Below are 23,702 nucleotides of genomic sequence, written 5' to 3'. Positions count from 1 at the left end.
CGTTTTACTTTTAAGGAAAAGGAGTTTATTTTAATGAAAATTCAATTAGCTTTGGATCGAATGGAGATTGCAGAAGCCATTGAGCTTACGAGGAAAGTCACAGATTCGATTGATTGGATTGAGGTGGGGACATCCTTAATCAAAGAATTTGGTGTTGCCAGTGTGAGAGAACTGAAACAGGCATTTCCTGAAAAAAAAGTGGTCGCGGATATTAAAACCATTGATAATGCCCGTTATGAATTTGAAATGTGTTTCGAAGCGGGGGCGGATGTGGCGACCGTTATGGGCGTATCACCGCTTGTTACCATCGATGCATGTATGGAAGTGGCCCGTCGGTATAATAAGAAAGTCATGATTGACTTATTGAATACATCCTCAGAGCAAAAAAGTGCATTAATGAAATACAAGGAAGCCATCTTTTGTGATCATGTCAGTAAGGATGAGCAAGAGGAAGCGGGCTCGCTGAATCGCGGAGACAAGGATGGGCAGCTTTTTGATGATCCTGCCATTCAGGTGGCAGCTGCCGGCGGAATTACTTTGGAGTCAATTGGTGCATTAAGGGCAACATTGAATCCCGCTGTTGCGATTATTGGATCGGCGATTACGAAAGCAGAAAATCCCGCTGAAGCGGCTGATAAGTTCAAACAAGTTTGCCAACAGGAGGAGTTAGTATGATCGTTTCAACTATTTTAAAGGAAATTGAGACAGTATTAAGCCAAGTGGCAGAAGAACAACTGCAAGAATTGGCTGCTGAATTACAAAAGGCAGAACGTATTTTTATCATTGGTGAAGGACGGTCAGGATTAATGGCCAAATCGTTCGCGATGAGATTAATGCACTTAGGTGCAACGGTGTATGTTGTTGGAGAAACAATCACTCCAGCGATTGGTGAAGGAGATCTATTGGTCTCCGTATCGGGGTCTGGAACAACCAAGAGTGTTGTTTGGACGTCTGAAAAGACACAATCACTTGGCTGCCAGGTTATTGCAGTGACAACTAATCCAGAATCACCACTAGCAGCGGCTGCAACTAAAATCCTGCATGTTCCGGCAGCAACCAAATACCGCCGTGAAAATGAACTAAAAACCATTCAGCCGCTGGGCTCCTTATTCGACCAATGCGTCCACCTGCTATTTGACACCATCTGTCTTCAGTACAGCCAACTAAGCAGCGTAAGCAACAATGACGCCTTCGCCCGCCATAGCAATTTAGAATAGCGGGATGTTGTAAATAGTATAAATGGTGCCTGACACCACTCGTGTACAGTGTCCATCCTACATGCAAATTGACAATGATGAGTTTCAAAGCGTGGCTGATTCAAAGGAGACCTTTGAATCAGCCTTTTTCTTGAAGTTGAAACGTGGGAAGAGAGAAGTCAATAAAAAACTTTTAAATAATATTATGTAATTTCTTCCAATTACCTCGCTGAAAACCGAGTAAAATCAACGGTGCCTGACACCATTTGCAATATTTACACCGTAAATATGACATTTATCATGGTTGTCATATGACACCTGCTACTAACATGTACATTTACCTTCCTCTATACTTTGAAGTAAGAATAAGAAGGAAGGGAATTTACGAAATGACCATACATGATACGAAAAATTTAAAGAAACAAGTAGCTCCGTTTGAAAAATCAACAACTAAAGAAAGTATTTTCCAAATTATCAACACAGTTGTCCCTTTTATTGCACTTTGGTACCTAGCTTACGCGAGCCTGTCGGTGTCGTATTGGTTAGCTTTGGTTCCGATTATAATTGCAGCAGGTTTTTTAACAAGAATTTTTATTATTTTCCATGATTGTACGCATTTCTCCTTTTTTAAGAGCCGTCGTGCCAACCGTATTGTAGGAACGTGTATGGGTGTTCTTACCATGCATCCTTTTGATCAATGGGGACATGACCACTCCGTTCATCATGCTACAAGCGGCAATTTAGATAAGCGTGGCACAGGGGATATTTGGACGCTGACAGTTGAAGAATATCTAGCTGCACCGCTGAAAACGCGGTTGGCATATCGATTTTATCGCAATCCTTTGGTTATGTTTGGATTAGGTCCCATTTATGTATTCCTTTTAAAAAATAGATTCAACCGTAAAGGTGCCAGAACAAAGGAACGTAACAACACTTATTTAACTAATATTATAATAGTGGCCTTGGTTGCCTTGCTTTGTTGGGCGCTCGGCTGGCAGTTGTTTTTGTTAGTGCAAGGCTCCATTTTCATGATTTCAGGAGCAGCAGGTATTTGGCTGTTCTATGTACAGCATACCTTTGAAGACTCATATTTTGAGCATGACAAAGAGTGGGAATATGTTTTAGCAGCCGTCGAAGGAAGTTCCTTCTACAAGCTTCCGAAAGTATTACAATGGCTAACGGGTAATATCGGCTTTCACCATGTTCACCACTTAAGTCCAAGGGTCCCTAATTATAAACTCGAAGAGGCGCACACTAGCACCTCGCCATTACAGCACGTCCCTACGATTACTCTTGCGACAAGCCTTCGTTCACTGCGATTCCGTCTTTGGGATGAGAAAGCAAAGAACTTTATCACTTTTAAGGATATAAAAGCTGTTGCGAAAAAGAGAATAGCTGTTCAAGCAAAACCTGAATTATAAAATGGGCTGACTCCTCTCTATCAGGAGGAGTCGATGTCTTATAAGTAAGTATAAAAATAGAGAATGTGCCAGTTTCAACACCAACTAAACGGGTACTTGCGCATTTCCTTAGCTGCGGATAAGGAGAGAACAAATGTGATTCGAATTGTAATAGCGGAAGATCAGGAAATGCTGTTAGAGGCAATTGGTACTCTCCTCAATTTGGAAGATGATATGGAAGTCATCGGTCTTGCGGCAGATGGGGAAGAGGCCATAAGGCTTGTACAATGTTTAAAGCCGGATGTTTGTCTAATGGATATCGAGATGCCCATCAAAAGCGGCCTAGAGGCAGCTGAAATCCTAAAACCATTGGGCTGTAAGGTGATTATTTTGACTACCTTTGCTAGACAAGGCTATTGGCAGCGGGCGTTAAAAGCGGATGTAAGAGGATATTTACTGAAAGATAGTCCCAGTGAAGAGTTAGCATGTTCTATTCGAAGCATTTTCGCTGGCGGGCGAATTTATTCTCATGAACTAATGGACGAAAGATTTGAGCAAGAAGGTATGGAAACAAGTAATGATTTAATACCGCACGATAAGCCGATGCTTGGGACTGTAAAAAGATATCTTTCTACGATAAAGGAAAAAATGAAGCTCCCTACAGGTTAATATTTTAATAATAAAAGGCGCTTGCACCGGGTAAAGGTGCAGGCGCCTTTTACATAAAACTAATCAAACGTTTAATTAATATTTTCACTAAACTAATCAAACGTTTAATTAAAAATCACTTGCTTTCTTGATGTGAAAATCGGAAGAAAATCAGGTCTCCAAAACAATTTGTTTCTCTTTTTCTACTTCCAAAGCCGAGACAATATAGGCAAACCCATTCATCAAAAAAAACATGACATTTGATTGAAGCCGTTCACTTTCTCCTAAATAAGTATTTATCAAAATGATAACGGAATACAAAATGACAAAAAATAATGCAATTTTATTAAATATGGCCACCCTAGAACAACCCCTCTATTTAGGATCCTTATTTATCTTATTTCCTTCAAGCAGGTCTTATGCAAATGTTAGACTTGTATAAAAAAAAGAGGCAAAAGCCTTTCGCCTCTTACCTATATTTATGCTGCTGACTTAAGATTTGCTCGTAACTCATGTTCCTTTTTACCATGCAAGAAATAGTACAGAACCGTAGATACAAAAACAGCTAATCCAAGAATCACATATAATGATCTATAACCCGTTACGGGAATGATGAATCCAAGTATATAAGGTCCAAACCCTAGTCCGGCATCAAGAGCGATAAAGAATGTTGAAGTGGCCAATCCCATCCGGTGCGCCGGTGTTAATTTGACTGCAATAGCCTGTGTGCTTGATTGCATATTTCCAAAGCCAAGACCAATCAGAGCGCCGGCCACAAGTAACATAAGCCCTGAATTGACCGAACTTAGAAGCACCATTCCAGCTGCTAAAATAACAAAGCCAGGGTACATAATATAGTTTGCACCTCTCGTGTCCATCAAGCGGCCGGTGAAAGGGCGTGAGAATAAAACAGCAACCGAATAAACAAGAAAGAAAAAGCTTGCTGCACTAACTAGGTTAATTTCATTTGCATAGAACTTTATAAATGAAAGAACACTTGAATAACAAAAAGAAATAACAAGTGTTATGAGGGCAATCGGCACAGCCTTAGGCTCAATAAAGTTTGAAAGCTTAAAGCCTCCTCCTTGTATTTCGCCAGTTTGTTTGGCAGTTACGGTTACGGCAGGAACATAAACAAACAATGATGTGATGAAACTTATGATTCCCAAAATGACGGAAAAAATAAAAATCATTTGGAAAGTGGTATGCTGCGTCATATATAGTCCGATGAAAGGGCCAATTGCTGTAGCTAGGGTAGTACTCATGCTAAAGTAACCAATTCCCTCTGCTTTTCGTGCGGCCGGAATAATTTGTGCGGCGACCGTACCAGTAGCTGTTCCGACAATACCAGCAGCAATACCATGTAATAAACGGGTAGTCAGCATGATGCCTATATTAGAGCTGATTAAATAAAGAATTGTCGTTATGATAAAGAAAACCAGACCAATAAATAGCGTTCTTCTGCGTCCTAATGACTCTATGAAACGTCCGGTAAAAAGTCTGCCGATTAAAGAGCCGATAATAAAGATACCTGTGACAAGGCCTGCCTCACTAGTGGAAGCATGAAATTGATCGACTGCGTACTCCCCAATAATGACTATTAATAAATAAAACACAAGGTTTATTAGAAAATTGATACCAGAAACAATAATAAAATCCTTTGTCCATAACCTTGATGAATTCACTTTATTAACCCCTTACTTTGTAATATTATTTCGAATTTCCCCCATGATCCGGATGGCCTCAATTTGCTCCTGCTCCGTGATCCCTTCTAAGATTTCTTGTTCGTATTGGTCAATTGTTACACGCACATCTTTATATACTTTTTGTCCAGCAGCCGAAAGCTGCATTCTCTTTTCACGTTTGTCCTTTCCGGGGACATGTTCGACAAGCCCAAGCTCCTCTAAACGGTTAATCGTTCGGGTAACAGTGGGTTTCTCTACACTCATATAATGGGAAAGCTCCACTAGTGTCGCTGATTCATTATTAGCTAAGTAGTATAAAATCGTCCATTGTGCTCTATAAAGCTGGTGCTCTGCTAGATGAACATTCAGCCTATTTTCAAACGGCCGATACATCATAAGTAATTGGTGAAAGAACTTTTGTGAAGTTTTTATCGAAAACACCTCTTTATTTCTTTGAAAATTAGTTACCGTGGGTAATAGTTATCATAGGTAACTATAATAATTTAACACAATTACTTGTATTATGTCCAGTCCATAAATAAAAAAAGGCAAACAGTGTTGGGCACTGTTTGCCTTTATTATAAGATAAGAAAGTATAAAAGTTTTTAACTTTGAGAATTGTCTAGCTCCAGCGCCTAGCCCCTCGATGGTCTACAGCCAATCCGGCCAAAAGGTTAAAAAGCAACCTTTCGTCCGGCTCGTCTTATGCTTGTCGGGGCTGACCAAGGCGCTTGCGCTTTTCTTATAACTACTTAGTAATCTGTTACAGTTAGGTTCCGATCTAAAAAGGATTCAATCAATTCGCTGATTTGATAAGCAACCTGTGGGGAATCATAATTTTCATATGCATACTCACAGCTGTTTTTATAACTCATGGTTTCATCGTAATGGGTCATATGCCGTTCAATTGCATCATCAGGATCTTGCCGGTCATGCTGTCTTTGGATTACGGTATCCCGGTCAGCATAGATGAAAATTCGGACCACATTTTCGCCATACATCTTTTTTAACTTTTCCGTTCCCTCTGGATTTAATGTTAAATAGACGTAGTCGTGATTTTGAAAAGCCTCAACAATGTCCTGTTCACGGATTCCATAATGAATCCCGTCAATTTCAACACTTTCAAGAAATTCCTGGTTAGTTTCCATCTGATTGAAGGTTTCTTCGCTGACAAAGTGGTAGTCTTCACCATTTTTTTCATAGTGACGTGGGGAACGAGTGGTGTAAGAGATGACAGTTTCCATATCAAACGCGGTAGCGACCATTTTCGCAATCGTCTTTCGACCTGATCCATCGGGACCTGTATACACAAATATTTTTTCTTTTCCTTTGATTTGATACATAGTGAAGCCTCCTTTGGTATTAATGAAAAAATAGTTACTAGTGGGTTTTGCAGGTGTTTATGGGGTTTACTACCATTATATCAAATATGCGGTGGAAATAGATGGGTTTTTTGGATGATTTTATTTCAAAAAAAGTAATCCCAAATGCATAATCAGAATAATGGATGTTAAGAGAAGTCAAACCCAAAAGGTCCTTTCCTCTATCATAACCTAAATCAGCGATAAAAAAAAGTAATTAATTTTTATTAAATGCGATAAGTTTTACTTATTAAAAAGAAAGATTAGTAGATTCAGACTGCCATACGGTACAATAGATAGGATATTTAAATAGTAGGAGAACAACAATGGATAAGAAAGAGCAATCATTACTGCATTATTATTATGAAAAATTGGTAGGAAACACCTTTGATGAGAAAGATCTATATGGTTTTTTACTAGTCATTCGGAATCAGAGTAAAGAGTTTGGAAGCATACAAGAGCTGTCTGATTTTGTGATGCTGCGTGATCAGCATCAAGGCTATGTAAAACAATACCTGTTTGAAACGAAAAAAAAGTTCGAAAGTCTTGGGAAAACCAAATCGGCTTTCCGAATTGAAGATGTATTTTCGTTTAAGGAAATAAAGAATGGACTTAACAAAACTTTGGCGGCTTTTGGATTAGAAGGGTTATCAAACGAACAGGTGAATGATTTTGTAACATGCCTGATTTCGGTTCTGCAACAGGTTCTGATTATTGAGGATGACCGTGAAATTGGAAAGTTATATTTTGCGCTTTCCAATAAACAGATTATCCTAATGGCAGAGATAGAGGTTACCCAAAACTTATTTAAGAAAACAAATGCGGTGTTTCCGGTCCTGACGGCGAATAATAGTTATGTCGATATCAAAAAGCAAGACCGGTATGATACGCCATATTTGTTTGTTGATAAGATAGTGGAGGTAACGAACGAAAAAGGTAAGCTGGAGATTACGATTCCTGAATAAAGGTAAGGGCGGTGGATGGTATCCAACCGCCCTTTCTGATTAGGATGAAGTTACTTGCCCGCCATTTACATGAAGTGTTTGTCCGGTCACAAATCGGGAATATCTCAAATGATGTGGCTGCAAAGGAACAGGGGGAAGTGATCGACCAGCTAGTCACGCTAGAGGGACATGACTAGTTACTTGCTTTCTAAACGACAATTCTAAATAATAAAGACGTAATCATTAAATTTAGTATGAATGAGGGTATTTAGTTGAAAGCACTAGTATTTAATACTTTTGGAGGACCAAATGTTCTCGAATATACAGAAATCGGACAACCAGTGATCCGTCCGGATGAAGTTCTAGTAAAAATGAAGGCGATTGGCCTCAACTTTGCTGATATCTACAGAAGAAAAGGAAACTACCACTTAGCGGGAGAGCCACCTTACATTTTAGGGTATGAAGGGGCTGGAATCGTTGAAAAAATAGGAGCAAATGTGGGGGGCATTAAGGTGGGCGACCGAATCGCATTCGCTGATGTCCCCTATGCGAATGCTGAGCTGACTGCTGTCCCTTTTGAAAAGGCCATACCAGTTCCGGAGCAGATCTCATTGAATGATGCCGCATCTGTATTGCTTCAAGGTTTAACTGCACACTATTTAACGCGGGACAGCTACGCTGTGAAAGAGAATGATGTTGTTCTGGTTCATGCCGCTGCTGGCGGTGTTGGACAGCTGCTCGTCCAAATCGTAAACCTGCTCGGGGGAAAGGTAATTGGGTTAACCTCATCTCCTGAAAAAGCGGCTGCTGCTAAGGAGGCAGGAGCCGAAAAAGTTTACTTGTATCAGGATGATTGGAAAAGCCAGGTTCTTGAGTCGACAAACGGTAAAGGCGTCGATGTGGTTTATGAATCAGTAGGATCCACACTTTCCGATAGTTTTGAGGTGACGCGAGTTGGCGGAACGGTGGTTTTCTATGGCATGGCTGGAGGAGACCCAGCGCTTGTGGATCCAAGAATGTTAATGGATACCTCCAAGACCCTGACTGGCGGAGATCTATGGAACGTGCTGACTTCCCGTGAAGAGAGGGTCATTAGGTCAAGAGAGCTTTTCCGCTGGATGGAAGAGGGGAAAGTCCGGGTAGCAGCCCCAACCATTTTCGCGTTAAAGGATGGGCAGGAAGCTCACCGGTATCTTGAAAGCCGCAAGAGTACAGGGAAAATATTATTAATTCCTTAGAGAGAAGGAGCAGCCATGATTCAATTTCAAAATGAATCGATAACGGTATTTCAAAGTGCCTTATTTCAGACAACTTGTACGGTAGCGTTGACGAAGGACCTCGTGATCGTGGTAGATCCAAACTGGCTCCCACATGAAATAGAGGAAATCAAGGAACATGTTTACCGTGTTAAGGGGGATCGGGACGTGTATCTTTTGTTTACACACGGAGATTTCGACCATATCATCGGATATCATGCGTTCCCGGAAGCGAAAGTGATTGGCAGCAAAGGCTTGCAGGAACATCCAGAAAAAGCGCAAAAATTAGAGCTGATTCAGCAATTTTATAATGAGTATTATATTGAGCCTCCTTACGAGGTTGGCTTTCCGGAAATAGATTACGTGATCCATAAAGATGGACAGCAGCTGGTGTTGGGAGAGACGACGCTAATCTTTTACCTAGCGCAGGGTCATACGCAGGATGGCTTATTTACTTTGGTAGATCCGCTGGGGCTTTGGGTGGCGGGCGATTACCTTTCCGATTTTGAGCTGCCGTTTATCTACTATAGTGCAAAAGCGTATGAGGAAACATTGCGGAAGGCGGAACAACTTTTGTTAAATCATAAGGTTTCGGTACTGGTCCCGGGGCATGGGCAAACTACTTCTGAACAAGCAGAGATTAAGCGCCGGATCCAACTGTCGCAGGATTATCTAGGCCGTTTGATTGCTGCTGTGGTCGACGAGGATGTTGAGCGGCAGAGAGCCTTGGAAAAAGAAATGCCTTTTCCGTCTAACTTTACGAAGGAATGTCATAAAGACAATGTGAAGATTGTGCGGAAGGAGTATGTTGGCAGTTGAAGGGGAATAAACGCAATTTACTTTTTCTAATTATCTATATATAACAATAAGGAACCTAATCCTCGTGCATCTGTGAGGATAGGTTCCTTTTTATTAGTTTAGAATATACATGTTGACAAACGATCAACCTGCAACTTATATTATTACATGTAATCATATTAGTTACACGATAAACGTAAATGGGGGAGTTAAATATGAAAGTTGGTATTATTGGTGCTACTGGAAAAGCAGGAAGCCTTATTTTAAAAGAGGCCCTTGAAAGAGGCCACGAAGTAACGGCAATCGTTCGTAATGCAACTAAACTTCAAAACGAATCAGTTGCAGTGTTAGAAAAAGACATTTTTGCATTAAAATCAGTAGACGTTAACCAATTTGATGTGGTTGTAAATGCGTATGGTGCCGCACCTGGGCAAGAACACCTTCATGTTGATGCAGGCAGGGTCTTAATTGAGGCGCTAAAAGGTGCACCAGTAACAAGATTAATTGTTGTCGGTGGGGCAGGCAGCCTGTTTGTGGATGAAGCTAAAACCACTCGTGTTATGGATACTCCAGATTTTCCAAAAGAGTATTATCCTACTGCATTAAATCAAGGGAAAAACCTAGCGGATTTGCAAAATTCAACCGATATAAAGTGGACATTTATTAGTCCTGCAGCATTTTTTAATCCAGAAGGAAAAAGAACTGGGTCGTACACAAAAGGAAAAGATCGCATTTTGGTAAATCCACAAGGACAAAGCTATGTAAGTTACGCAGATTTTGCCATTGCAGTATTAGATGAAATTGAAAATCCACAACACATTAATGAGAGATTTACTTTAGTGTCTGAAGCTGAATAACAATAAAAAATACCATTAGTAAAAATAGGCTAATGGTATTTTATTTGGATACAGGGATGATGTGAAGGACAAGACGGTGTGGATCAATTTCGAAAAGTCCTTCATCGTGGGTATGAAGGACAAAACTGAAAAGTGCCAACTCAAAAATGTCCTTCATCAAGGCTTTGAAGGACAAAGCTTGATAGTTTAGTCTCCAAATTGTCCTTCATAAAAATTTCCATCCCACAAAGAATATACACTGTTAATGAGCTTACACATTCCGATACAAATACAACCCAAATCCCAAAGTATCACGGCCCCATTTCAAATACGTACGTCTCCAAGACCGAATTCGCTCTAGCATTGCGTCAACATCCGGGTCATCTGGATTCTCTAAACCATATTTCTCAATAGAAGAAGAATAAAGCCACTCATAATCATCCCACTCCTCATCACTTGCCACATAGGACCAGATCGGAATTAAACCTAACTCCTCGCCAGCCATGACCGTATCGGCATGACTTTTACATTCCGACTCATCCGCACCGCCAAGCGCCTCTAAATACTCAGAACTTGGTGTCTGCTTCCAATACCCTTCACCAACTAGAATAAAGCCATTCTTCTTTACGAGATCTTTAAGCGTCCTTAAGGTCACCTCAAGACCGCCCAAAGCGTGAGACGAACCAATGCAAACACCTAAATCAAAACTCCCAAGTTCTAATCTTTTGACTGCAATCCCTGCGTCCTCTACAATATAGTCAATGCTTCCGTCTGGAATCCGGCCAGCAGCCGTTCGTTTTGCTTCTTCCATTGCACCGTCATACAATTCAATGGCCGTCCCTTTTACCTGATAGTTTTCCACCAAGCGGATTAACAGTTCACATTTTCCGGCTCCAATATCTATCACTTTATCGTTAGCCTTTGGACCAGCCATCCCTACCATTTTCATAAGTTTAGCTTCACTGATAGGATTTGCAAAAGCATGATTACGGTGGGCTATAGATGAAAATTTATTTCGATCCATCTTTTAATCTCCTTTTATCATCATAACTGCATAAACTAATCAAGGTTATACCAACTTATTATAATACAGGCTGCGGACAACTAATCTGTTCAATCTTTTAAAAAGTTGAAACTTAGTCCAACTTTTTTCGTATATATTAAGAAAGAAGAAAAGGAGATGTAGCGATGTTTTTAGCAGAACTTCAGCGAGAGGAAAAGACCGCTTTTCTTGAACTAGCTGTTTTAATTGCATCAATTGATGGGAATTTATCGATATTTGAGACCACTATACTTAACAAGTATCAGAAGGAATTGGAACTTGAGGATTATGTACCGACAGGGATGGCTGTTGAGGATATTCTAAAAACCTTCAAAAGTGAACGATCTAAAAATATCGTTTTAACTGAATTATTACAATTGATTTATTCCGATGGCGTCCTGCAAGACCAGGAGAATGAGATAGTCCGGCTTATAAAAGAACACTTTGGATTTGATCCTGATGAATTTGGGAGTTTCAAGGATTGGATTGATAAAATAAAGGAATTATCCTTAACCAAAGAGAAATTGTAAAGCCCTGGATCCAGTTTAATAAAGTACTGGGTCCTTTTTTTTTTTAGTCATTCCAATATAAAAAAATGGCTTGGGAGTACCAAGTCATTTTTTGGTTCTTACGCTAACCACTCATCCTCTAACATACTCATTTCCCATAAACTCCAATATTCGTCCCCATTCTTACTTGAATCCCGATGTAGACCGTCTTTTATAAAACCCGCTTTTTCATAGCAGGCAATCGCAGAAGTATTAAAGTCAAATACCCCAAGACTAACTCGATGCAAATGTAATTGATCAAATGCAATCTTAAGAATTGCCTTTATCATTTGCTGACCGATCCCTTTACCTCTAACATCTTGATTACCGACAAGCACTTTGCCAATTCTCGCAGAGTTATTTTTTCTATCAATCTTTCCCAATGAGATATGTCCAATAACATCCCCAGTTTCTTGATCGATTACTTTATAAACCAAAGTATCCGATTCTTCTTTATTGGCATTCTCAATGTATTTTTCTAGCTGCTCTTCCGTCAAGGGATAGTCGAATACAGAACCGCTCCATTGCAGAAGGAATTGAGGCGAGTCAATCCAACTAATAAGTTGTTGAAAATCAGAGCGATCAAAATATTGTAGTTCAATCATGATTGGGTCTCCTTTTTGGTAAATTCGCAAGTTTTAAGAATCACTTTATATCATCTTTCTTTAGTTCAGTAAGCAATTCAAGAATTTTCTTATTTGTCATATTGAGTTTCTTTAACTGTGCTTCTATCGATAAAATGGTGGCAATGACCAGTAACGTAATTAGTAATGCCAATATTCCCAAGATAAATGTCATCTTCACTCATCCTTTCATAATCAGTATATCTTAAAGTGTATTCTCCACCCTTTACGACATATCCTTCTTTGTTAAAAATGACAAAGAATATGTAATTAAGTATTTTGTTGGGAACTATAAATAGAAAATAGTTTCATTTTAAGAAAATGAGGGTAAGACTCTTATTAAGAGGGTGTGAGAATGTGACTGAAACAGATATATCGAAATATGAAAAAAAAATCATTATCCGCAACATACGAATGGAAGATATTGATGAGATTATAGCGTTGGGCAAGGTTTGCTTTCCTAATATGGAACCATGGAAACCCGAGCAGCTGCGCAGTCATATCCGCATATTCCCTGAGGGTCAATTCTGTGTGGAATATGAGGACAAAATTGTCGGCTCATGTTCAAGTCTAATCGTCAATTTTGATGAATACAAAGACCAGCATACTTGGAACACCATTACGGACAACGGGTATATCACCAATCATGATCCTGATGGATTTAACCTTTATGGAATCGAAGTAATGGTCGATCCTGAGTACCGCAGGATGAAACTAGGGCACCGGCTTTATGAGGCACGAAAGGAACTTGCCCGCCAGTTAAACCTGCAAAGCATCATTATTGGCGGACGAATTCCTAACTATCATTTATATAAAGATAAAATGACCGCCCGTGAATATGTTGATGCTGTTGAAAAACATAGTATTTATGACCCGGTATTATCCTTCCAACTTCTTCAGGGGTTTAGGATTAAACGGATTAATACCCGCTATCTGCCTGATGACAAGGCATCGGAGGCTTTCGCGACCTTGATGGAATGGAACAATATCGATTACCATCCTAAGTCCCGGCGCGTCTACCGGGCGTCAGATCCCGTCCGAATATGTGCGATTCAATATATGATGAAAAAAATTGACTGCTTAGACGAGTTTACGCGTCAGGTTGAATATTATGTCAGTGTTGCGGCTGACTTCGGTTCTGATTTCGCTGTATTCCCTGAGATCTTTACTACCCAATTGATGTCCTTTTTAGAAGAAAAAAGGCCAGACCAGGCAGTAAGGCTCTTAGCAACCTATACTGATCCATATATCGAGCTGTTTACAGAACTCGCAGTTCGATACAACGTTAATATTATCGGGGGTTCCCATTTTGTTGTAGAAAATGATGAGGTGTTTAATGTCGCCTATCTTTTCCGGCGGGATGGGACGATTGAGAGGCAGTCGAAGCTGCATATCACACCGAATGAGCGAAAATGGTGGGGCATTTCTGAAGGGAACGATTTTAATGTATTTGAGACGGATTGTGGAAAAATTGCGATCCTCATTTGCTATGATATTGAATTTCCAGAACTTGGCCGGATGGCCGTTGATATGGGGGCAAATATCATCTTCGTTCCATTCTGTACGGATGACCGTCAAGGCTATTTGCGAGTTCGGTACTGTGCGCAGGCACGGGCGATCGAAAATCAAATTTATACCTGTATTGCCGGAACGGTCGGCAACTTAACTCATGTGAAGAACATGGATATCCAATACGCACAATCAGGAATTTTCAGCCCGTCTGATTTTGAGTTTGCCCGGGATGGAATTGTTGGGGAATGTGATGCCAATATCGATACAGTGGTCGTTGGTGACGTGGATATCCAAAAGCTGAGACGCTCCCAAAAATCTGGTTCGGTCCGACAATTACAGGATCGTCGGCGGGACTTGTATAGAATTGAATGGAAAAATTTAATGAACGAATCATGAGAGAAGGCGGGCAGAATCTATTACTGTCCGCTTTTTAAAATACCCTAATAACGTTCCTTCGTAAGGGGAAGCGTATAGGAAGGGGTGAATTGAATGGGTGACGTACCAAGAGATTATATAACAATTGAAGATAATGAGGGCATTCAAAAACGGTTTGCCGTTGAGGCATTGTTTGATATGGAAGAGGAATCTTATGCACTTCTAGCGGCGGACGACGAAACGATTGTCATGAAGATTGAAGGAGAGGAAGGAAACCAATACTTAGTAGGTATTAACAATCCAATGGAAAGTCAAGCGATATTGGATGCCTATCAAATAGCAGTGGAAGAGGCACCGGCCGAGTAGTAAAGGTAATCATAATTAAAAGGCTCAGTTCATTAGAACTGAGTCTTTTATAATCATGAAATATTCCCCCAACTATTTATTTTTATATAAAAGAAAAAAGAAGCCCTCCTTAATTAGAAGGCTTACTTGAATAGTAATAGTAAAAGTTTAATGGACACGGATGATCTCGTGAATATTTTGATCATGGTGAACTCTGGTATGCTGTGATTCGAGGCGCTCAAATTCTTCTACTTCATCGATCGGCTCTCCAAAAAACCAGTTCTTTAGTTCAAACCAAAAATCATTAATCATGATCATTTTCCTCCCATTTTGGGTTATTGAATTCCTAATATCCTTATTATACATGTGATTCTATTCACAAGAAAGCGGTTCCATAATAGACGGAATAGCAAAATAATACAGATAAATGAGAGAGTTGATGTTGTTTTAGTATTCCTTGAAAAACCCTATAAAAGATAGAGAAAGTGAGCACATATTAAAATCTAGAAATTGGTAACAATAAAGATGGAACAAATAATATACGGCCTTTTATAGGAGAGAAAAATGTATGTACTTAGATATTGCTCTGGAATTAACTATCGGTTTTTTTACCCTTCTCCTTGTATTAAAATTTTTGGGGAAAATTCAATTTTCACAGATTACTCCTTTTGATTTCATCACCGGATTGGTCATGGGGAATTTTGTAGGGGATGCTGTATTTGATGATAAGATTGATATAACAGAAATTGTTTTTACTATTGTGTTTTGGGGTCTGCTGATATATTGTGTTGAAAAATTAACCCAAAAGTTTATAGTATTTAGAATCTGGTTTGAAGGAGAACCTGCACTATTAATTAAAAATGGACAAATCCTTTATAACAGCTTAAAGAAGAATCATATTGATTTAAATCAACTACAACAGCAAATGAGAAAGCAAGGTTATTTTTCTATCTATGAGGCCGAATATGTAATTTTGGAACGGGACGGACAAATCAGCGTTTCCCCGAAACATGATTATGGGGCACCTACAAAGAAAGACCTAAATATACCAAAAAAACAAGTGAGTTTACCATTTGCGCTTATCATGGATGGGGAATTGATTAGTGGCAATCTTATGGAAGCGGGATTAACAGAAGAATGGCTCAAAGAGCAGTTAACGAATAAAAATATAAGCGATTATAAGGAAGTATTGTATGCAGAATGGCATGAAAATAATGGCTTGAAAATATCTGAATATAACTAGTTGGTGGGGAAAAATGGCTCAGTTCGGTTGAACTGAGCCATTTTTTAAAGATAAACAAGTATAAAAGTTTTCGACTTTGAGAATTGTCTAGCTCCAGGCGCCATCGGCTCGAGGTCACAAGCCAATCCGTCCAAAAGGTTAAAGAACAACCTTTCAGCCGGCTCGTCTTGTGCTTGTCGCCGATAGGCGGGCGCCTTACGCTTTTCATATGAAAGGTTCCATTCGGTATGGATTAACAACTATTTGTTCTTCTTCGCTGCCATTTGGAGTGCCGCAGCATTGTTTATAATCCCATTCCCATAGTAAGGGCTTTGTCTGTTTTGATTCACCGGCCGCGCACTGCTGGTAATGATTTTAACTACATCCGTATTTTTTAGCTTCGGATTAATGGATCGGATCAGGCCAGCCAATGCGGTGACATGTGGTGCTGCCATTGAGGTTCCGGAAAGGGCGGCATACTCTCCATTGGAAAAAGTACTCGGAATTTCCACACCAGGTGCTGCCACATCTACATAATCACCAAAGTTCGAGAACTCTGCCCGTTTTCCATCCCAATCTACTGCCGCTACCCCCAAGACACCTGGATAGGCAGCGGGGTAGCTTCGCTGGCTTGTATTATCATTACCCGCCGCAGAGATTACAACGACATTTTTTTCTTGAGCGTAATCAATTGCACTTTCTAATACATCACAGCTCTGGTAATTTCCAAGGCTTAAATTAATCACATTTGCCCCGTGGTCGACTGCCCAGCGGATTCCCTTTGAAACATAAAATGAACCGCCAGTCCCATCGGCACCCATAACTTTTACAGGGATAATCGGGTTGTACCACGTAATTCCTGCCATGCCTACACCATTATTCGTATCGGCAGCAATAATTCCGGCCACGTGTGAGCCATGTCCATTATTGTCATCGGGGTTGTTATTATCATCAATGGCGTTATAACCGGTTGTTAAGCGCCGCGCAAGGTCAGGATGATCCAGGTCTACACCAGTGTCAACTACTGCAATTTTTATCTTTTTGGAGCCGCGGGTAAGATTCCATCCCTGCTCTGTCCCAATCGCTGGTAAATTCCATTGATAGCTTTGGTAGTAGGTGTCATTCACATCATTCGGTACAAAGATATAATGAGGTTCTGCATATTCAACAGTTTGGTTTCTGATAAAGTATTTTTCGAGTTCGTTTGCGGTTTTACTGTTGGATTTAAAAATATACACGGTCTCATGTTTTTCCCTTAGACTCCCATCAATATCTTTTAAATATTGAGCTATTTTTTCTTGAGGAGGAATCGTCTTAAAATTTACAACTATTTCATTTTCATAGTAGTGGCTTTTGTCCTTTTTGTTATGGTTGATGACCTTTATAGAGGGGCTGTTGTTTAGCCTGTGCACTAGCTGATGATTGGTCTTGATCATATTAATTCTTTGGATTTTTCCATTCCGATGCTGGACATTTTGTACCTGTAAGGGTCTGCCAGTGTTTTCGGTTCGAGTGATTGAATTTAAATTGTTTCGCTGTTCACCCTTATCTAAAAAAAAGGGACGCATGGTAGCAAACAGAATAATACCTAAACCTAATGTGAAAATACCGAAAATTAACCTATTTCGCATTCTTACACCTCAATAGTAAATAGTTTTATTTATAGCATGTTACTTTTAGGCACTTTTATGAATGTGGATGGAAAACAAGTATAGGTTGACATTTTTTCGAGTGAATCCATCCATGTTTGTGTCTAATTTGTGAAAAAAATCTTTGACTTAGGGAAAAATTTTTTGTTATAGTTACAAACAGACCGGTTGGTATTGTGGGGGTGTACTTCGGTAATGGATACAAAATCGCTGATAATTAACATCGCGACAACACTTTTCCAACAAAAAGGATATATAGTTGTAGGATTAAGCGAAATTTTAAAAGCATGTGACCTTTCAAAAAGTTCGTTCTATCACCACTTTCCAAATGGAAAAGAAGAATTACTAATCGCTTGTCTTCATTCTTTGAACGAAGTGATTACAAAGGATATCAAAGAGATCTTTGAACTTTATCCGACTACGCAAGAAGCTACAAATAGAATGATTGAAAAATTAATCGTTAATTTTGAAACAGAAGGAACGATTACAGGATTTACATTTAGCAGTATTATCAGCGAAATAGCTTCACTAAGTGAGACAGTACGAGGGGCTTACTCGGACCTTTACAGTAAAATACAAGGAATTTATTCGAACAAGTTAGCGGCAGATGGATTACCGAAAGAATCTGCTGAATCCATTGCGCTGATGATGACGGCCTCTATGGAAGGTGGAATTATGCTTTGTTTAACACAAAAAGCAAGCGATCCATTAAAGGTTATTTCGCAACTATTACTAAATCTATTAAAGGAGTTTAAAAAAATACATGAGTGAACAAATTGTAACGGAATCAATGACAAATCAAAAAGCTAAAGCAGGATCGCTGGTAAACAATCAAATTAAAACAGGTCCGATTATGGCTGCTCTTTTTGTGGCAGGATTTGTGGGACTATTTAGTGAAACGGCATTAAATATTGCGTTAGGAGATTTAGCTCAAATATTTAATGCTAATGCAACAACAGTTGGATGGCTAGCAACAGGTTATTTCTTAACATTAGGTATTCTAGTGCCGGTAACCGGTATTTTGATGCAAAAGTTCACAACAAGACAAATGTTTTTGACTTCTATATCACTATCCCTTATCGGGACTATTTTAGCAGCAGTGGCACCTGTATTTAGTCTTTTATTGACGGCACGTGTTGTTCAAGCAGCAGGCTTAGCCATTGCTTTACCGTTAACGCAAAATGTTATTTTTACGATCTTTCCTCCAAATAAACGAGGAGCTGCGATGGGCGTGATGGGCTTAGTTATGTTAGCAGGTCCAGCACTAGGTCCAACCATTGCAGGACTTATATTAGATACATTATCCTGGCATTGGATTTTCTTGGTCACATTACCTTTCTTACTGTTTTCTCTTATTTTCGGGGTGCTTTATTTGCCGAATGTAAATGAGGTTCGTAAGGTTTCGATTGATGCAGTATCGGTTATTCTTTCGACAATTGGATTCGGTGGGGTTGTTTATGGTTTCAGTGTATCTGGTGAGGCAGGCTGGACGAGTGCAACAGTTCTTGGATCCATCATTATTGGATTTATCGCACTGATTATTTTTGCGATTCGTCAAACGAAAATGGAGACTCCTATGTTGAATCTAATCGCATTTAAATACCCACTTTTCGTTCTTGGAGTCATTATGACTTTTATTACTTTCTTTAATATGTTGTCCATGCTCGTCATCTTACCGATGTATATGCAGATGGCTCTATTAATTGCTGCTTTTACAACAGGGCTTATCCTGCTGCCAGGAAGCTTACTTAACTGCGTATTAGCCCCAACCATTGGACGATTATTTGATAAATATGGTCCAAAAGCGGTTATTACGCCTGGTACCATTTTAGTAGCGGTTGGTTATGTCTTCTATTCACAATTTGGTGCAGACACAGCTATATGGATGGTTGTGGTAACACATATTGTCATGATGCTGGGGATAGGGGCTGTTCTTGCTTCTGTCCAAACTAACACGTTAAATTCGCTTCCGAAACAGTACTATCCAGATGGAATTGCGTTAACTCAAACGCTTCAACAGGTCGCTGGCGCTATCGGTATTGCGGTATTGGTATCCATTTTTTCAGCCAAAGAGAATAGTTTTTTAGCAGCCACTGCCAATGAACTGCCACAAGCAGCAGCAGCGGGATCATCAGTAGTATTTACTATTAGTTTAGTATTAGCGGTGATTAATGTTGTCCTTTCGTTATTCATCAAAAAGCCTCATCAATCTTAAATAAAGAAATTTCACTCGGTCTAAGATTAAGCATCTTTTTTAAGATAGTATAGCTTCAAATAGAAGGAGATATGGCAGATGGCAAATCATTATAAAAGTATCGTAGTAGCTGTAGACGGTTCAAAGGAAGCCGAATACGCATTTCACAAATCAATCGATGTTGCAAAACGTAACAAAAACTCATACTTAAACATAGTAAACATTTTCAATACTCGTTCTTTCGAAGCCTATGAACGCTCCACTGTTGAGCGTGCACAGCGCGCTTCAGAGGAACTTGTAAATGCCTACAAGTTAGAAGCTAAAGCTGAAGGTGTTACAAACGTAAAGGCAGTAGTCGAATACGGTTCTCCAAAAACGATCATCACGAAGGAGTTTGCTGACTTTGTAGAGGCGGATTTAATTATTTGTGGTGCTACAGGATTAAATGCTGTTGAACGTTACTTAATTGGTTCCGTGTCTGGATCCATCGTTCGTTCAGCTACTTGTGATGTTTTGGTTGTTCGTACACCTGAGTATTAGACTCTATCGTGAATAGAAAGTAACGAAAAAAAGAGCATCTGCTAAGCTAGTAGCGGGTGCTCTTTCAATTTTTTTACCTTAAAAGCCTATGTATTTAAAATTTCATGAATTTGTTCAAGGCTATCAGTTGATAAGGTCACACCCGAAGCCTTTACATTTTCTAATAGTTGCTCCGGACGGCTTGCTCCTATAAGAGCACTGGCCACATTTGGCTGTCTTAGTATCCAGGCAAGTGCTAACTGGCTTAAACTTAAATCCTCTTCCGCAGCAATTTTCTTTAACTGCTCTATTTTATCAAGGTTTTGCTCTGTAAGCACATGAGATAAATTCAAATCCTTTTGTGCGGCACGGCTTTCTGCTGGCGGCAGTTCACCTTTTTTGTACTTTCCTGTTAACACACCTTGTGCTAAAGGTGAAAAGACCACTTGGCCGATTCCATGCTTTTCACTTACTGGAATCACTTCTTTTTCAATATAACGCTGCAGCATACTGTAGTTAGGCTGATTGACAACAATACGGTCCAGCAGTTTTTTATCTGCAATATGGACTGCATCCGTTAGTTGTTCAGCTGTCCATTCACTTACACCTAGATAAAGAACTTTTCCCTGGCGGACAAGGTCATCTAGCGCCCGTAACGTTTCTTCTAGCGGGGTTTCGTGGTGAAATCGGTGACAATAATAAATATCAATATAATCCTTGCCAAGGCGCTTTAAACTGGCATCACATTGCTCCATAATATGTTTGCGTGATAGACCATGGTCATTTGGACCATCGCCCATATTTCCAAATACTTTTGTTGCCAGGACATAAGAGCTTCTTGGATATTTGCTTAATGCCTTTCCAACAACCTTCTCGGCCTCACCACGTATGTAAACGTTTGCTGTATCGAAAAAATTAATCCCTAATTCATAGGCTTGATCAATCGAAGCAACGGCATTTTGTTCTTCCACATATCCGCCATATGTAAGCCAACTTCCAAGACTGATTTCACTGACCTTTAATCCCGTATTGCCTAAACGTCGATATTGCATTTACCGTTTCCTCCAATACATTTCATTTTTAGGTACAATCTGTAAAAGTAGTAGTCTAACAATTCAAACTATACTATATAAATATAGTTAGGTCTAATGTAATCTATGTAATATTTTTATAAATAATTGAGATGGAGGGTAGCCAATAGAGCTAATTGACGACTGTAGATCAAAAAAGCGTGGCACGAGGGCAGCCAATAGAGGTTATTGACGACCGTAGATCAAAAAAAGGAGGCACGAGGGTAGTCAATAGAGCTTTAATGACTGAATGAGAGCAGGAAAACGTGATAATACTTTAAGGTACATAACTTTAAGGAAGGGCCTGGTATCATGAAGGTTTTGTCGATGAAGCAGCCATGGGCTAGTCTTTTTGTGCTGAGAGAAGCCATATATGAAACAAGGACATGGAGAACCACCTATCGGGGACCATTGGCAATACATACAAGTAAACAAGTAGATAAAGCCGTATGCTCTCATAAAGCTATTCAAGCTTTACTCGGTAAACATGGAAACACAGTGGATAATCTTCCAACAGGGAAGATTATCGCTGTTTGCAACTTGATTAATTGCTTAAAGGTAACAAACAATCAATCCACATGGGCCGTCCTAGAAAATGGCGTCATCGTATCTGAAAACAACTACTTCTTAGGAGACTTCAACGAAGGAAACTACGCCTGGGAAGTACAAGACATGAAGCTGCTAGACCAGCCAATTCCAGCAAAAGGACACCTCGGATTATGGGAATACGAAATGTAAGTTGTCAGCCACCAGTGGACACTGTCTTTTTGTGGTGCCTGACACCATTTTTACTATTTAGCTATTTAAAACTTCACATTTTTCTTTAAAGTTACAGCGCTGGCACTTGTTTGAAGAGTTCTTCTCGAATTGGTCTATACTGAGTGGCTTATTCCTTGCTGGATTTTCGAGATAGCCAAGCATATGATAGATGCTTTCATTCATTAATACTTGAGCTGAGTTAATCTCAAACTGGGTTAATTGATATTCTTGGCTTTTGCCTGTTAACAAATATTCATTTCGCAGAACAATGTCTTCAATCGGTATATCGTGCTTCTGTGAAAGGAATAGGGCATAAAGGGCAAGCTGTTTCCGGTCCTCCTCTGACTCCTTACCAGTTTTCCAATCGACTACAATCCACTTTCCCTGACTGACATCCTTATAAACAAAGTCCAGGACCACAAATACATCGACACCATTCACTTCAAACGTTTGAAAATCCTCTGAGTGCAGGACATGCATCTCTAACTTGTTAAGAATATCTTGATAGGTTTTACTCCTGAAGAAGTTATTCACACATAACTGCAGCTTTGTTTTCGCCGAGCTAATTTCATCAGGGCTAAGCCCATGACCATAGTAGATTTCATGAAGCATCTGGTATCGCTTTGGTTTCTGAAGCCAGTGCATGCGAAATCTAGTTGAATCTAAATAGGCTTTATTCAAGCCTTTCGTGACCAAAGCGATCATATCGTCTTCCGTAAAGAGGCTTTTACCATTTAGGAAATTTTTGAGCTGCCGGTCAATCACTTTATGGATTTCATCCCCTAAGAGAATGGGGATATTCTTGATATTTTTAAGTCGGTAAGCGGCCTTGTTTTCTTCCGGTGCTTCATACTCCCAGCCATTATGAGATTCATAGTATTGATGATAATACTTTCGGGTACACTCTAAAAAGGCCTTGTGCCTGGAATTGGACCAAGAAAATTCGGGATAATCGCGGTAAACGTACATAGTTTACTCCTCTTCACTAAATTCATAATAATGATAGATTCATTGTATTGGCAGCAGGCTGCAAAAATCAATTGGCATGTTTTAGGGGACTATTAATGGTAATATTAAATTAACATCCTTAATGACAAAGGGAGGGTTTTTTTTTGAAAAAAGCAGTGGCAAACATACAGTCAGTATTACTTGCTGATCTTCCAGAGACATTCGTGACCAGAAGAATTCCGGAAGCTGCACTTGAGTTTGGCGGAATAAAAGGCGACCGCCATTTTGGGATAACGAGTAAGGCTGATTCAAGACAGCCCATGTACCCTAGAGGAACCGAGATCCTTAACCGAAGGCAGATTACAATTGTGTCTGAGGAGGATCTAGCTCAAATTGCTAGAGAGCTAGAAATCGAAAAGGTGCTTCCGGAGTGGTTAGGAGCAAATCTGTTGGTAAAGGGATATCCTGAATTAACGAAGCTCACGCTGGGCTCAAGAATCCTCTTCCCAAGTGGAGCGGGCTTAATTTGTATGGGGGAAAATATGCCTTGTACATTGCCTGGAGAAGAAATTCAAAAGCACTATGAGCACCATGCGAAGCTTGCCACTCGTTTTGTCAAGGCAGGCTATAAGAGGCGGGGGATTGTTTGTGCCGTAGAAAGGCCGGGGATTATCCATGAAACGGACGAAGTGCAGATCCTAGTGAATGACTACACCAATCCGATGCAATGATCCAACAATTTTGAAAAGGCTGAAATAGCGGCTGACTCAAA

General features: G+C 39.8%; 29 protein-coding genes. 18 read left to right on the top strand and 11 right to left on the bottom strand.

Annotated features, from left to right (window positions below):
- Positions 1–33: 33 nt before the first annotated feature.
- The 4 genes from hxlA (at position 34) to AAHB15_RS07730 (ending at position 3,265) form a co-directional block, all read left to right on the top strand.
- Positions 34–675, top strand: coding sequence for a 3-hexulose-6-phosphate synthase (gene hxlA / locus AAHB15_RS07745; RefSeq protein ID WP_335572719.1), 642 nt, complete (start codon positions 34–36; stop codon positions 673–675).
- The gene (hxlB, locus tag AAHB15_RS07740) at positions 672–1,217 is read left to right on the top strand and encodes a 6-phospho-3-hexuloisomerase (RefSeq protein ID WP_335572718.1); all 546 of its coding nucleotides are present in this window, start codon (positions 672–674) and stop codon (positions 1,215–1,217) included. The genes hxlA and hxlB overlap by 4 nt, the downstream gene beginning before the upstream one ends.
- Before the next feature lie 368 nt (positions 1,218–1,585).
- On the top strand, positions 1,586–2,617 hold the full coding sequence (locus AAHB15_RS07735; protein ID WP_342042118.1) for a fatty acid desaturase: 1,032 nt from the start codon (positions 1,586–1,588) through the stop codon (positions 2,615–2,617).
- Between the two features lie 135 nt (positions 2,618–2,752).
- Positions 2,753–3,265, top strand: a complete 513-nt coding sequence (locus tag AAHB15_RS07730; protein WP_335572771.1) for a response regulator — start codon at positions 2,753–2,755, stop codon at positions 3,263–3,265.
- Positions 3,266–3,415: 150 nt separating this feature from the next.
- Here AAHB15_RS07730 and AAHB15_RS07725 read toward each other — a convergent pair whose 3' ends face one another.
- The 4 genes from AAHB15_RS07725 to AAHB15_RS07710 all read right to left on the bottom strand — a co-directional run bounded on the left by AAHB15_RS07725 (position 3,416) and on the right by AAHB15_RS07710 (position 6,272).
- Positions 3,416–3,604 carry a hypothetical protein gene (locus tag AAHB15_RS07725; RefSeq protein ID WP_098529020.1) on the bottom strand — a complete coding sequence of 63 codons (189 nt, stop codon included), beginning with the start codon at positions 3,602–3,604 and terminating at the stop codon, positions 3,416–3,418.
- A 119-nt stretch (positions 3,605–3,723) separates the two neighbouring features.
- Positions 3,724–4,929 carry an MFS transporter gene (locus AAHB15_RS07720; RefSeq protein ID WP_342042117.1) on the bottom strand — a complete coding sequence of 402 codons (1,206 nt, stop codon included), beginning with the start codon at positions 4,927–4,929 and terminating at the stop codon, positions 3,724–3,726.
- A gap of 12 nt (positions 4,930–4,941) precedes the next feature.
- On the bottom strand, positions 4,942–5,361 hold the full coding sequence (locus AAHB15_RS07715) for a MarR family winged helix-turn-helix transcriptional regulator (protein WP_261380628.1): 420 nt from the start codon (positions 5,359–5,361) through the stop codon (positions 4,942–4,944).
- Positions 5,362–5,681: 320 nt separating this feature from the next.
- Positions 5,682–6,272, bottom strand: coding sequence for a guanylate kinase (locus tag AAHB15_RS07710; RefSeq protein ID WP_335572715.1), 591 nt, complete (start codon positions 6,270–6,272; stop codon positions 5,682–5,684).
- Between the two features lie 344 nt (positions 6,273–6,616).
- Here AAHB15_RS07710 and AAHB15_RS07705 point away from each other — a divergent pair, with 344 nt between their 5' ends.
- The 5 genes from AAHB15_RS07705 (at position 6,617) to AAHB15_RS07685 (ending at position 10,145) form a co-directional block, all read left to right on the top strand.
- On the top strand, positions 6,617–7,255 hold the full coding sequence (locus AAHB15_RS07705; RefSeq protein WP_342042116.1) for a hypothetical protein: 639 nt from the start codon (positions 6,617–6,619) through the stop codon (positions 7,253–7,255).
- A gap of 11 nt (positions 7,256–7,266) precedes the next feature.
- Positions 7,267–7,431: a hypothetical protein gene (locus AAHB15_RS07700; protein WP_342042115.1), complete on the top strand. Its 165-nt coding sequence runs from the start codon at positions 7,267–7,269 to the stop codon at positions 7,429–7,431.
- Between the two features lie 75 nt (positions 7,432–7,506).
- Positions 7,507–8,472, top strand: a complete 966-nt coding sequence (locus AAHB15_RS07695) for a quinone oxidoreductase family protein (protein ID WP_342042114.1) — start codon at positions 7,507–7,509, stop codon at positions 8,470–8,472.
- Between the two features lie 15 nt (positions 8,473–8,487).
- A complete protein-coding gene (locus tag AAHB15_RS07690; RefSeq protein ID WP_335572711.1) occupies positions 8,488–9,309 on the top strand; it encodes an MBL fold metallo-hydrolase in 822 nt (273 codons plus the stop codon).
- A 194-nt stretch (positions 9,310–9,503) separates the two neighbouring features.
- Positions 9,504–10,145 carry an NAD(P)-dependent oxidoreductase gene (locus tag AAHB15_RS07685; protein ID WP_335572710.1) on the top strand — a complete coding sequence of 214 codons (642 nt, stop codon included), beginning with the start codon at positions 9,504–9,506 and terminating at the stop codon, positions 10,143–10,145.
- A gap of 250 nt (positions 10,146–10,395) precedes the next feature.
- On the opposite strand, the gene AAHB15_RS07680 is transcribed toward AAHB15_RS07685, so the two are convergent.
- Positions 10,396–11,148: an SAM-dependent methyltransferase gene (locus tag AAHB15_RS07680; protein ID WP_335572709.1), complete on the bottom strand. Its 753-nt coding sequence runs from the start codon at positions 11,146–11,148 to the stop codon at positions 10,396–10,398.
- A gap of 164 nt (positions 11,149–11,312) precedes the next feature.
- Here AAHB15_RS07680 and AAHB15_RS07675 point away from each other — a divergent pair, with 164 nt between their 5' ends.
- Positions 11,313–11,696 carry a hypothetical protein gene (locus tag AAHB15_RS07675; RefSeq protein ID WP_098532170.1) on the top strand — a complete coding sequence of 128 codons (384 nt, stop codon included), beginning with the start codon at positions 11,313–11,315 and terminating at the stop codon, positions 11,694–11,696.
- Positions 11,697–11,794: 98 nt separating this feature from the next.
- Here AAHB15_RS07675 and AAHB15_RS07670 read toward each other — a convergent pair whose 3' ends face one another.
- Both AAHB15_RS07670 and AAHB15_RS07665 read right to left on the bottom strand, forming a co-directional pair.
- On the bottom strand, positions 11,795–12,319 hold the full coding sequence (locus tag AAHB15_RS07670; protein ID WP_342042113.1) for a GNAT family N-acetyltransferase: 525 nt from the start codon (positions 12,317–12,319) through the stop codon (positions 11,795–11,797).
- A gap of 40 nt (positions 12,320–12,359) precedes the next feature.
- The gene (locus AAHB15_RS07665) at positions 12,360–12,512 is read right to left on the bottom strand and encodes a hypothetical protein (protein ID WP_186446422.1); all 153 of its coding nucleotides are present in this window, start codon (positions 12,510–12,512) and stop codon (positions 12,360–12,362) included.
- A 182-nt stretch (positions 12,513–12,694) separates the two neighbouring features.
- On the opposite strand from AAHB15_RS07665, the gene AAHB15_RS07660 reads away from it, so the two are divergent.
- The gene (locus AAHB15_RS07660) at positions 12,695–14,245 is read left to right on the top strand and encodes a bifunctional GNAT family N-acetyltransferase/carbon-nitrogen hydrolase family protein (protein ID WP_342042112.1); all 1,551 of its coding nucleotides are present in this window, start codon (positions 12,695–12,697) and stop codon (positions 14,243–14,245) included.
- A gap of 93 nt (positions 14,246–14,338) precedes the next feature.
- Entirely contained in the window at positions 14,339–14,590 is a 252-nt protein-coding gene (locus AAHB15_RS07655; protein ID WP_098532173.1) for a DUF1292 domain-containing protein, read from the top strand.
- Between the two features lie 147 nt (positions 14,591–14,737).
- Here AAHB15_RS07655 and AAHB15_RS07650 read toward each other — a convergent pair whose 3' ends face one another.
- Positions 14,738–14,881: a hypothetical protein gene (locus tag AAHB15_RS07650; protein WP_176541330.1), complete on the bottom strand. Its 144-nt coding sequence runs from the start codon at positions 14,879–14,881 to the stop codon at positions 14,738–14,740.
- Between the two features lie 256 nt (positions 14,882–15,137).
- Here AAHB15_RS07650 and AAHB15_RS07645 point away from each other — a divergent pair, with 256 nt between their 5' ends.
- Positions 15,138–15,812: a DUF421 domain-containing protein gene (locus AAHB15_RS07645; protein WP_335572705.1), complete on the top strand. Its 675-nt coding sequence runs from the start codon at positions 15,138–15,140 to the stop codon at positions 15,810–15,812.
- 239 nt (positions 15,813–16,051) lie between these two features.
- On the opposite strand, the gene AAHB15_RS07640 is transcribed toward AAHB15_RS07645, so the two are convergent.
- Complete coding sequence (locus AAHB15_RS07640) at positions 16,052–17,422, bottom strand: S8 family peptidase (RefSeq protein ID WP_335572704.1); 1,371 nt, start codon at positions 17,420–17,422, stop codon at positions 16,052–16,054.
- Between the two features lie 213 nt (positions 17,423–17,635).
- Between AAHB15_RS07640 and AAHB15_RS07635 the strand changes: the two genes are divergently transcribed.
- The 3 genes from AAHB15_RS07635 to AAHB15_RS07625 all read left to right on the top strand — a co-directional run bounded on the left by AAHB15_RS07635 (position 17,636) and on the right by AAHB15_RS07625 (position 20,174).
- A complete protein-coding gene (locus AAHB15_RS07635) occupies positions 17,636–18,211 on the top strand; it encodes a TetR/AcrR family transcriptional regulator (protein WP_342042111.1) in 576 nt (191 codons plus the stop codon).
- A 19-nt stretch (positions 18,212–18,230) separates the two neighbouring features.
- Complete coding sequence (locus AAHB15_RS07630; RefSeq protein ID WP_335572770.1) at positions 18,231–19,655, top strand: DHA2 family efflux MFS transporter permease subunit; 1,425 nt, start codon at positions 18,231–18,233, stop codon at positions 19,653–19,655.
- Positions 19,656–19,733: 78 nt separating this feature from the next.
- Positions 19,734–20,174, top strand: coding sequence for a universal stress protein (locus AAHB15_RS07625; RefSeq protein WP_335572702.1), 441 nt, complete (start codon positions 19,734–19,736; stop codon positions 20,172–20,174).
- An 86-nt stretch (positions 20,175–20,260) separates the two neighbouring features.
- Here the strand turns inward: AAHB15_RS07625 and AAHB15_RS07620 are convergent, their stop codons facing one another.
- Entirely contained in the window at positions 20,261–21,205 is a 945-nt protein-coding gene (locus AAHB15_RS07620; protein ID WP_335574865.1) for an aldo/keto reductase family protein, read from the bottom strand.
- 330 nt (positions 21,206–21,535) lie between these two features.
- Between AAHB15_RS07620 and AAHB15_RS07615 the strand changes: the two genes are divergently transcribed.
- Positions 21,536–21,961 carry an ASCH domain-containing protein gene (locus AAHB15_RS07615; RefSeq protein WP_335574866.1) on the top strand — a complete coding sequence of 142 codons (426 nt, stop codon included), beginning with the start codon at positions 21,536–21,538 and terminating at the stop codon, positions 21,959–21,961.
- 57 nt (positions 21,962–22,018) lie between these two features.
- On the opposite strand, the gene AAHB15_RS07610 is transcribed toward AAHB15_RS07615, so the two are convergent.
- The gene (locus tag AAHB15_RS07610; protein ID WP_335574867.1) at positions 22,019–22,951 is read right to left on the bottom strand and encodes a PD-(D/E)XK nuclease family protein; all 933 of its coding nucleotides are present in this window, start codon (positions 22,949–22,951) and stop codon (positions 22,019–22,021) included.
- 143 nt (positions 22,952–23,094) lie between these two features.
- Between AAHB15_RS07610 and AAHB15_RS07605 the strand changes: the two genes are divergently transcribed.
- Positions 23,095–23,661, top strand: coding sequence for an MOSC domain-containing protein (locus AAHB15_RS07605; protein WP_342042110.1), 567 nt, complete (start codon positions 23,095–23,097; stop codon positions 23,659–23,661).
- Positions 23,662–23,702: the final 41 nt, after the last annotated feature.

Origin of the sequence: Bacillus sp. OTU2372 (assembly GCF_038440275.1) — a bacterium.
In the GTDB taxonomy this organism is placed as follows: Bacteria; Bacillota; Bacilli; order Bacillales; family Cytobacillaceae; genus Neobacillus; species Neobacillus bataviensis_B.
Note: the sequence above shows the minus strand (reverse complement) of the source record. Positions and strands in the feature narration are given on the sequence as shown.

What these genes read in the sequence shown, in the direction of transcription:
- hxlA (WP_335572719.1), top strand. Translation starts at nt 34, where the DNA reads ATGAAAATTCAATTAGCTTTGGATCGAATGGAGATTGCAGAAGCCATT.
- hxlB (WP_335572718.1), top strand. Translation starts at nt 672, where the DNA reads ATGATCGTTTCAACTATTTTAAAGGAAATTGAGACAGTATTAAGCCAA.
- AAHB15_RS07735 (WP_342042118.1), top strand. Translation starts at nt 1,586, where the DNA reads ATGACCATACATGATACGAAAAATTTAAAGAAACAAGTAGCTCCGTTT.
- AAHB15_RS07710 (WP_335572715.1), bottom strand. Translation starts at nt 6,272, where the DNA reads ATGTATCAAATCAAAGGAAAAGAAAAAATATTTGTGTATACAGGTCCC.
- AAHB15_RS07705 (WP_342042116.1), top strand. Translation starts at nt 6,617, where the DNA reads ATGGATAAGAAAGAGCAATCATTACTGCATTATTATTATGAAAAATTG.
- AAHB15_RS07690 (WP_335572711.1), top strand. Translation starts at nt 8,488, where the DNA reads ATGATTCAATTTCAAAATGAATCGATAACGGTATTTCAAAGTGCCTTA.
- AAHB15_RS07685 (WP_335572710.1), top strand. Translation starts at nt 9,504, where the DNA reads ATGAAAGTTGGTATTATTGGTGCTACTGGAAAAGCAGGAAGCCTTATT.
- AAHB15_RS07680 (WP_335572709.1), bottom strand. Translation starts at nt 11,148, where the DNA reads ATGGATCGAAATAAATTTTCATCTATAGCCCACCGTAATCATGCTTTT.
- AAHB15_RS07675 (WP_098532170.1), top strand. Translation starts at nt 11,313, where the DNA reads ATGTTTTTAGCAGAACTTCAGCGAGAGGAAAAGACCGCTTTTCTTGAA.
- AAHB15_RS07670 (WP_342042113.1), bottom strand. Translation starts at nt 12,319, where the DNA reads ATGATTGAACTACAATATTTTGATCGCTCTGATTTTCAACAACTTATT.
- AAHB15_RS07665 (WP_186446422.1), bottom strand. Translation starts at nt 12,512, where the DNA reads ATGACATTTATCTTGGGAATATTGGCATTACTAATTACGTTACTGGTC.
- AAHB15_RS07655 (WP_098532173.1), top strand. Translation starts at nt 14,339, where the DNA reads ATGGGTGACGTACCAAGAGATTATATAACAATTGAAGATAATGAGGGC.
- AAHB15_RS07650 (WP_176541330.1), bottom strand. Translation starts at nt 14,881, where the DNA reads ATGATTAATGATTTTTGGTTTGAACTAAAGAACTGGTTTTTTGGAGAG.
- AAHB15_RS07645 (WP_335572705.1), top strand. Translation starts at nt 15,138, where the DNA reads ATGTACTTAGATATTGCTCTGGAATTAACTATCGGTTTTTTTACCCTT.
- AAHB15_RS07640 (WP_335572704.1), bottom strand. Translation starts at nt 17,422, where the DNA reads ATGCGAAATAGGTTAATTTTCGGTATTTTCACATTAGGTTTAGGTATT.
- AAHB15_RS07635 (WP_342042111.1), top strand. Translation starts at nt 17,636, where the DNA reads ATGGATACAAAATCGCTGATAATTAACATCGCGACAACACTTTTCCAA.
- AAHB15_RS07630 (WP_335572770.1), top strand. Translation starts at nt 18,231, where the DNA reads ATGACAAATCAAAAAGCTAAAGCAGGATCGCTGGTAAACAATCAAATT.
- AAHB15_RS07625 (WP_335572702.1), top strand. Translation starts at nt 19,734, where the DNA reads ATGGCAAATCATTATAAAAGTATCGTAGTAGCTGTAGACGGTTCAAAG.
- AAHB15_RS07620 (WP_335574865.1), bottom strand. Translation starts at nt 21,205, where the DNA reads ATGCAATATCGACGTTTAGGCAATACGGGATTAAAGGTCAGTGAAATC.
- AAHB15_RS07615 (WP_335574866.1), top strand. Translation starts at nt 21,536, where the DNA reads ATGAAGGTTTTGTCGATGAAGCAGCCATGGGCTAGTCTTTTTGTGCTG.
- AAHB15_RS07610 (WP_335574867.1), bottom strand. Translation starts at nt 22,951, where the DNA reads ATGTACGTTTACCGCGATTATCCCGAATTTTCTTGGTCCAATTCCAGG.